This window comes from Enterococcus sp. AZ171, from assembly GCF_051714005.1.
GTDB classification, from domain to species: Bacteria; Bacillota; Bacilli; order Lactobacillales; family Enterococcaceae; genus Enterococcus_B; species Enterococcus_B pernyi.
In genome coordinates, this window is record NZ_JBIORA010000002.1 from 1 (window position 1) to 7,010 (window position 7,010).

At 30.8% G+C, this 7,010-nt stretch carries 10 protein-coding genes; 9 read left to right on the forward strand and 1 reads right to left on the reverse strand.

Features of this window, described 5'->3' with window-relative positions; all coding sequences use genetic code 11:
- The 5 genes from IGJ49_RS14505 to IGJ49_RS14525 form a co-directional block, all read left to right on the forward strand.
- The coding region (locus IGJ49_RS14505) for a hypothetical protein (protein ID WP_438752500.1) at window positions 1-1,320 on the forward strand (1,320 nt) is incomplete at its 5' end.
- The gene (locus IGJ49_RS14510; RefSeq protein ID WP_438724049.1) at window positions 1,310-1,561 is read left to right on the forward strand and encodes a hypothetical protein; all 252 of its coding nucleotides are present in this window, start codon (window positions 1,310-1,312) and stop codon (window positions 1,559-1,561) included. The genes IGJ49_RS14505 and IGJ49_RS14510, both read left to right, overlap by 11 nt.
- A gap of 104 nt (window positions 1,562-1,665) precedes the next feature.
- On the forward strand, window positions 1,666-2,355 hold the full coding sequence (locus IGJ49_RS14515; RefSeq protein WP_438724051.1) for a hypothetical protein: 690 nt from the start codon (window positions 1,666-1,668) through the stop codon (window positions 2,353-2,355).
- A gap of 810 nt (window positions 2,356-3,165) precedes the next feature.
- Window positions 3,166-4,194, forward strand: a complete 1,029-nt coding sequence (locus IGJ49_RS14520; RefSeq protein ID WP_438724053.1) for a replication initiation factor domain-containing protein — start codon at window positions 3,166-3,168, stop codon at window positions 4,192-4,194.
- A 280-nt stretch (window positions 4,195-4,474) separates the two neighbouring features.
- Window positions 4,475-4,792, forward strand: a complete 318-nt coding sequence (locus IGJ49_RS14525) for a hypothetical protein (RefSeq protein ID WP_438724055.1) — start codon at window positions 4,475-4,477, stop codon at window positions 4,790-4,792.
- 378 nt (window positions 4,793-5,170) lie between these two features.
- Here the strand turns inward: IGJ49_RS14525 and IGJ49_RS14530 are convergent, their stop codons facing one another.
- Window positions 5,171-5,278, reverse strand: coding sequence for a type I toxin-antitoxin system Fst family toxin (locus IGJ49_RS14530; RefSeq protein ID WP_438724057.1), 108 nt, complete (start codon window positions 5,276-5,278; stop codon window positions 5,171-5,173).
- Between the two features lie 123 nt (window positions 5,279-5,401).
- Between IGJ49_RS14530 and IGJ49_RS14535 the strand changes: the two genes are divergently transcribed.
- The 4 genes from IGJ49_RS14535 (at window position 5,402) to IGJ49_RS14550 (ending at window position 6,852) form a co-directional block, all read left to right on the forward strand.
- Window positions 5,402-5,590, forward strand: a complete 189-nt coding sequence (locus IGJ49_RS14535) for a type II toxin-antitoxin system CcdA family antitoxin (protein ID WP_438724059.1) — start codon at window positions 5,402-5,404, stop codon at window positions 5,588-5,590.
- An 88-nt stretch (window positions 5,591-5,678) separates the two neighbouring features.
- A complete protein-coding gene (locus IGJ49_RS14540) occupies window positions 5,679-5,957 on the forward strand; it encodes a hypothetical protein (protein WP_438724061.1) in 279 nt (92 codons plus the stop codon).
- Complete coding sequence (locus tag IGJ49_RS14545) at window positions 5,938-6,537, forward strand: hypothetical protein (RefSeq protein ID WP_438724063.1); 600 nt, start codon at window positions 5,938-5,940, stop codon at window positions 6,535-6,537. Before IGJ49_RS14540 ends, IGJ49_RS14545 begins: the two co-directional genes overlap by 20 nt.
- 18 nt (window positions 6,538-6,555) lie before the next feature.
- Window positions 6,556-6,852, forward strand: coding sequence for a hypothetical protein (locus IGJ49_RS14550; RefSeq protein ID WP_438724065.1), 297 nt, complete (start codon window positions 6,556-6,558; stop codon window positions 6,850-6,852).
- Window positions 6,853-7,010 lie beyond the last annotated feature (158 nt).

Sequence of the window (7,010 nt, forward strand, 5' to 3'; positions counted from 1 at the left end):
TCGGAATATAAGAAAAATCGTGGTTCTGACAATTTGAAATATGTTCTTTTTGGTCTTGCTCAACTTTATAGCGGTGGTGCTTCTGTTAGGAATTGGGACGAGTTAGAAAAGATTGGGCAAAACGCTTTAAAGGATGTGGATTTCGATTCTATGGCTGAATTTATTGCTGAAACACAATATTCTTATCGTTTTACTTTGTTTGGTTATAACTTGATCATGGATAGTCTTCGAAAGGGTTACACGATTGAAGATAAAAACTATTTTGATTCTGGTGGCTTTTATAAGACTTTGAACGGTGCGAGTATAAAAGCAAATGAAGGTTTTTATATCGATGTTGCGAACTTATTTAAGGCTAAAGTGGTTTATTTAACTGCTATGCCTGTTGATGGTGGTTATCGATTAGACCCAGATGGTAGTTTGTATGTTAATGAAATTCGATTAACTGTAGAATCTTCTGATTATGCTAAATATAAGCCTTCAATTTCTTATGTAAGTTCTCCGACTTCTGAAAACTTCCAAGCCCTTCCGGTTTTAAATAGTAATGCGGATTCTGTTGTTTATTCAATGACTACTAAAGGATCAGCAAAAGATATTTCTTATTTGAAAGTTTCTAAAAAATATGATGAAAGTGATTTTCCTTTAAGTGCTCTTGCTCAATTAAAAATTACTGTTCTTTTAGGGAATGATTCTAGAACGCAAAGTATTTCAGGCTCTGGGGTGATTTCTGACGTTTCTGAGGGCGGTGTTTTGTATTTTGATCCTAAGTTTAATTTTGATTCTGAAAGTGGAATTGTTGACGGAAATCTAGTTAAAAAATCTACTGTTAATTCTCCTGTTACTGATGATTCTGATGGTGATTCTGATGATGGCGGTGGCGGTGGAATATTAGATTTTTTAAGTAAATTACTTGAATTACTTGGTGATTTGTTTGGTGGCTTTTTTGATAAGTTGATTGATTTTCTTGCGAACAATTTTATTACTGACCTTCTTAAAAAGTTATTTGATGGTCTTTTCAGTTTCATTATTCCTGATTTTGATGGGATACAAAATAGTTTTAGTGATTTTGTTGATAATTTTAAAGCTAAATTTCAATTTGTTTTTCAGATTAAAGATTATTTAGATTCTCTTTTTTCTAGTGAAAAATCGTTATATGACTTTTACATTGTCTATCGTGGGGAAAAGCTATATCCATTTCCTAAGTCTAGATTTGAAACGATTGTTCCTGTTTTTCGAAACGTAGCGAACATTTTTGTATTTTTATGGACGTGTATCATAATTTATAAACGTTTTGTAGGGGAGGGTGATGCTATTGCTACTTAAGGCAATCATTGATTTTTTGTTGGGGATTTTGAACTTCATTATTGGTTTATTTCCTACAATGAAATTCCCTGAAAGTGATAGTTTGGATTTTGCTTCTTTTGGTAATGTTTTGGCTTATTTTGATACGATTGTTAGTTTTAAGCTTATTCTTTCGTGCATTGCAGCTGTTTTTATCGTTGATAATTTAAGCTTTCTTACACGTATTCTAAGATTTATTTTGAGCAAATTCTCGCTTGGTTAATATTTTTTTTCGCGGAGCGCATGGGAGCTACGCACCCCGCGCACGCGAAAAAAATATAACCTGCGAAATTGCTCAAAATAATTTTGAAAGGTGGATAAAGTAAATTGAAACGTGAATTTGAGATTTTGACGAATCAAAATGTATTTGTTAAGTTGTTTCGATTTTTAAAATGTAAAATCAAAGATTTGTTTGATCGTGAAGAGCGTAAAAGATTTAAGATGTATGGTTTAACCATTTTTGCAGGGATGCAGGGTAGTGGGAAAACAATGAGTTTAGTTGAGCAATTAGAAAGGATTAGAAAGAAGTATCCTGATGTAGTGATTTGCACGAATTTTGGTTATATCCATGAAGACGTCTCTCTTGATTCATGGGAACAGATTTTGACTCTTCGCAATGAAGCGGGGATAGTGTTTGCGATTGATGAGATACAGAATGAATTTGATGTTTATGATACTCGGAATTTCAGTTCTCGTGTTCTTGCGGTTGCGACGCAGCAACGAAAACAACAGATAAAAATATTTGGTACGAGTCAACACTTTAGTCGTGTGACGAAGCCTTTACGTGAACAAACCTTTGAAGTGGTTGAATGTTACACTGTGGGCGGTTGGTGGACGTTCCAACGGTGTTTTAATGCGAAAGACTATGAAGATACTATTGGGCGTCCAGAAGCTCGTAGAAAGCTCCACAGGAAGTGGAGGCGTAATTTTGTACAAACGAAAAAGATCCGTGAGTTATACGATAGTTATGCGGTGATTAATAAGATGATTGCGGCTGAAAAGGAGCATAAAAAGTGATAGAGAACATTACGTTTTTAATTTTAATGTTTGCGTTGGCTTTAGTACCGAGCATGATGAAGGAATAGATATATATGGCGCTGTCAATTATAAATGTCTGACTAAGCGGAGCGAGGGAATTTATGCATTGACAGCTACAAACGATATCCCAGACCCTTAAATTTCTCTCTTTGGTATGAAATGCCGAAGAGAGGTGCCTACCGGCGAGGGTGCCCCTCGAGAACGAGGGGGTGGGGAGTTGATGGTTAAGAAAAAAAAGATCCCTTGCATACACGAACAAGGGACTAAAAAAAAACAAAAGATTAAAGATTATAGGTTGAGATAGATTATTCTCTCATGTAATGCAACTATCATAAGGAAAACTGATTTTTGGGTTTAAGAGTGTGTATGATTTTATCTTATTTTAGTTTTTTTTAGTTTTTTTATTTTTTTCTATTTTTTCTAGGTTTGGAAAAAAATAATTGTCCCTTGCATACACGAACAAGGGACTAGAAAAAAACAAGATTTGATATCAGCTAGATGGTTTTTTTAGATATGGAATACAAAAAAACAAAAAAAGGCGTGTATGTGATTATATTATTTGTTTTATTTTCTTTGTTTTTGATTTTATCTTTTTTTATTTTTTTTAAAATTTTTAGGCATTTAGACTTCATAAAAAATAGCCTTGCATTGCAAGAAGGCCAGTGATAAAGTTTAAGTGTCGAATTCAAACTAAATATCAGAAAGGCAACTTGTAACGTAAGACTATCTTTTTTATGTATGCATTAGGGGCATACGTCTTCATATCTACGAGTTAAGGGTATATGAGAAATGAAAAAAAATCAAGAAGAAATTACTTCAGAAAATTTAAATAATGAAAATTTAGGTGTTCGAGATCGGGAAAAAAGAATAACGCTTAATGAGTGGGAAAAATTAACCGCACCCTCTAACAGGCGGTTAAATGTACATAATACGTACACCTCTATTAAAATGCAGTGGTCAATAGACAGAATCACTATTGTTGGAAAGCTTAAAGAAAATATTTGGTATCATACTGATAACGGAACTATTTTAGTTAATTTTGAACAACTTATGCGTTTGAATGAAAATAATGGTTTTCTCGAATCAGTTGGCCAAAATTCTTGGAAATTATGTGATCATTATGGTGAAAATATTGCTTTTATTGAGATGCTTAAGTTCCAAAAAGGTTACGGACGTATTGATTTTAATCCAAATAAAATTGGAGAATTTCTTTCTGGTAGCATGAAAAATTTTATTCATGATTTATTTTTAGAACCCCATTTTTCACGTGCGGATATAGCTTGCGATATTATTGATGTTCCAGATGAATTTATAACTCAATATAGAGTTGTTGATCCTGTTTCATTTAAACCTATTTATGGTCGTTCTGGTGCCCTTGAAACAGCCTATTGGGGTAGTCGTTCAAGTGAACGTCAAATACGTATGTATAATAAAAAATTAGAGCAACAAAATAAGAAGAAGGTTGTTCCTGATGAAGTTAATACTTGGTGGCGTTTAGAGTTACAATTAAGACGTGCTAAAGCTAATGAGTGGCATAATATTGTTAATGAAAGTCTTGATAGTTTTTGTTCTCCCCATTATTTTCCCCCAACAGTTAAACCTTTAGATAGAGTTATGATATATGGGTTACTTTCTAATCACGAAATGTGGGGGCAAATTGATAGAAGAGTGAAATACAGATTAAGAGATATTCTTAAAAATGTTACTGAAAATGATGAACTTACTCAACATTTAAAGGAAAGTTTTTCAGAGAGTGCTGATGAATTAAAAAAAGAACTCGATACTTGGTTACTTGGTTTAGACGTTAGTGGTAAGTAAAAAATGAAATCCAATTTTGGGTTTCGTTTTTTTTTGAGTAAATTAATCTTTTTTATTTATTGTATATTTTTCATGGGGTATTTTGTGTGATTGAAATTTATGACATATCTGAATTTTATAAATTAGGATTTTCTTTTTTTGATTTATTTGATTACACGTTTTTTTTATTTCTTTTGAATAGAGATGGATATGTTTTATATAGTCCTGTTGATATTTCGATATATGATATAAATAAAATTTTTTGTTTTAGTGTAAAAATATTATATTAGGGATGATATTTTTGGAAAATGTATTATTGAAATTATTTAATGAATTTGATGATTTATATCAATTATTTATTATTCAGAATTCTTTTTTACAATTGTTATTATTATCTTTAGTTTTTTTTATTTTATATTTTATTTATTTGATTATATATTCTATCTTTATGGCTATTATTAATATATTTTTTGATATTTCTTTAACAGGAAGACAAAGAAAATATAATAGATTAGTTAAATCTGCTTTAAAAAAACAAAAAAAGGTTATACATGAAAATTATAAATCAGGAAAAACAGATTCTAAGGATTTCAAAGAAATTTATAATAAGACAAAATGATTTTATAATGTTTTTTGAAGACAAAATAACTTTGAAGAATATAGCATAAAACCCAACCCACTTTAGTAGGTTGGGTTTTATATGCACTTTAGGTTTTATAGGCTAGATAGCAACTTGCTTTTTTTGTTGCTGTTTTTATTATATTTTATTTTGGCTTTTTATTTTTTTGAGTTTCTATTTTTAGTATATTGATTTTTTTAATTTTAGTGAAAAGTAAATAGTATTTTTGATTTTATTGTTTTTATATATTATAATTGGATTGTGGAAACGAAATGATTTGGAACAATATAGCACAAAACCCAACCTATTGCAGTAGGTTGGGTTTTTTTATGCACTTATTGTGGATTATAAGCGTGTGGGTTAGAAAGCAACTTGCTTTTAGTTATCTTCTTTCTCGTCTAACCAGTGAGAAACTAGGGTGTTTACTAGAGCCACAAATAGTGGAGCGATAACTAACGAAATGATTTGGTAAAACAATATAGCCACCCCCTTTTGGGGCAAGTCGCCTTTTTCATTATACTTTATTTTTTATTATTTTTGTTTGGTTTTTGAACATGCTGTATGTGTTAATATTAATAGAAAAAAGCTCTTTTTGAAGTGAGGGATTTGATGGGAAGAAATAGATTGGATTATCAAGAGAAAAAGAGAGCTAAAAATGTTAGTATTAATAATAAAATTTTAGATGAAGCCGAAAAGTTGAATCTTAATTTGTCGGCTATTCTTGAAGATTCTTTGTTTTATTATATATATAAAGCTAGTGATGAAGAACGTGAAAAATACAGTAAAAAAAAGAGTTGAAAAAGCTTTGTTTTTTTTATAATATATTTATGCGCACAAAAATGCGTTCGCGTGGTTTTTGTGTAGTTTAAGAAAGGATGTAATGAATATGAATGAAGTATATGAACAAGTAGAGTTAGTAGGATTTCACAATTATAAAGTAGATGGTGTAGATCGAGCAAAATTGAGTTGTTTGGTTCCTTATCCTGTGAATGAAGGATTTGGGAAGAAAGTAGCTTATGAAATCACTGAGAATCTTGGTATTCTTTCTAGTTTTACTCAAAAAGTGCCTTGTGAGGTTACTTTGGTTAAGAAAATGACCCGTAATTATAAAGGTTTTTTAGAACTTGAATTGGTGGGGATTTTAGATGGATGGAATAGAGAATAATATTATTGAAATTCCTGATTTAAAAACTCCTAGAGCAGCTTTTCAAATTGATACGATAGATTTCGATAATTTATTGAAACAGGAAGGTTTGTCGAATGATACGAAAGCAATAATACAGGCTCAAAAGTATAATTTTATAGCTTTGGTTGATTTTTCTAAGAATTATGATTATTGGATGTCTAGCTATATTTATCCTTTTAATCAAGGGTATACTAATGCAATCAACTTAATCTATAATGATCATTTATCGAAGTTAAAAGAACATTTTGTTTCTTTTGATGAATTTAAAACTGAATATTTTAAGGAGGTGCAGGCTTCTGAACAATCTAGAAATGACCTGTTGGAAAAAGTTTCGAATGTGTCTTTGAATACTGAGAAAATTTCGGGGGAAAATTTCAGTATTTTGGATCAAAAAATAGGATCAATACAAGCGCAAACTTATACTGATCCTGAAATCCAACAAATTGAAATCAGCTTTCAAACTGCTGGCTATATTTTGATTGTTTTTATTATACCACTTTTGATTGCAGGTTTCTCTATTTATAAAATTTATCAATCTATTTTAAGATCAATTTTTTAATTAATGGAGGAATATTTTATGAAAAATTTGAAAGAAAAAGTTATGAATGCAAGTTTTAAAACACGATTATTTGTTACTGGTGCGGTTGCTTCAGTTGCGACTGCGGGCCCTGCAGTGTTTGCTGACGAAGCTTCTACAAGACAGGTTCGAGAAGTTTCTTCTAGTGCTATTAGTACAACGTTGAATGAAATCAAAACAGGTGTTACTTCTGCTATTAATGAAGGTTTGCCAATTATTTTCAGCATTGCTGGTGTTATCGTTGTTGCTTTTGCTTCGTTTAAAATTGCAAAACGTTTCTTTAGTAAAGCAGTCTAATCTAATAATTGAATATAGACATTCTTCGGAATGTCTATTTTTTTAGGAGAATTTTTATGAAAATTAAAATTTTTGTTTTGATTGCTGCTTTTTTTTGTTTCTTTAGTTTTGACAAGGTTCATGCTGATGTTTTGGATTTTAAAACTGCTCCTTCCATT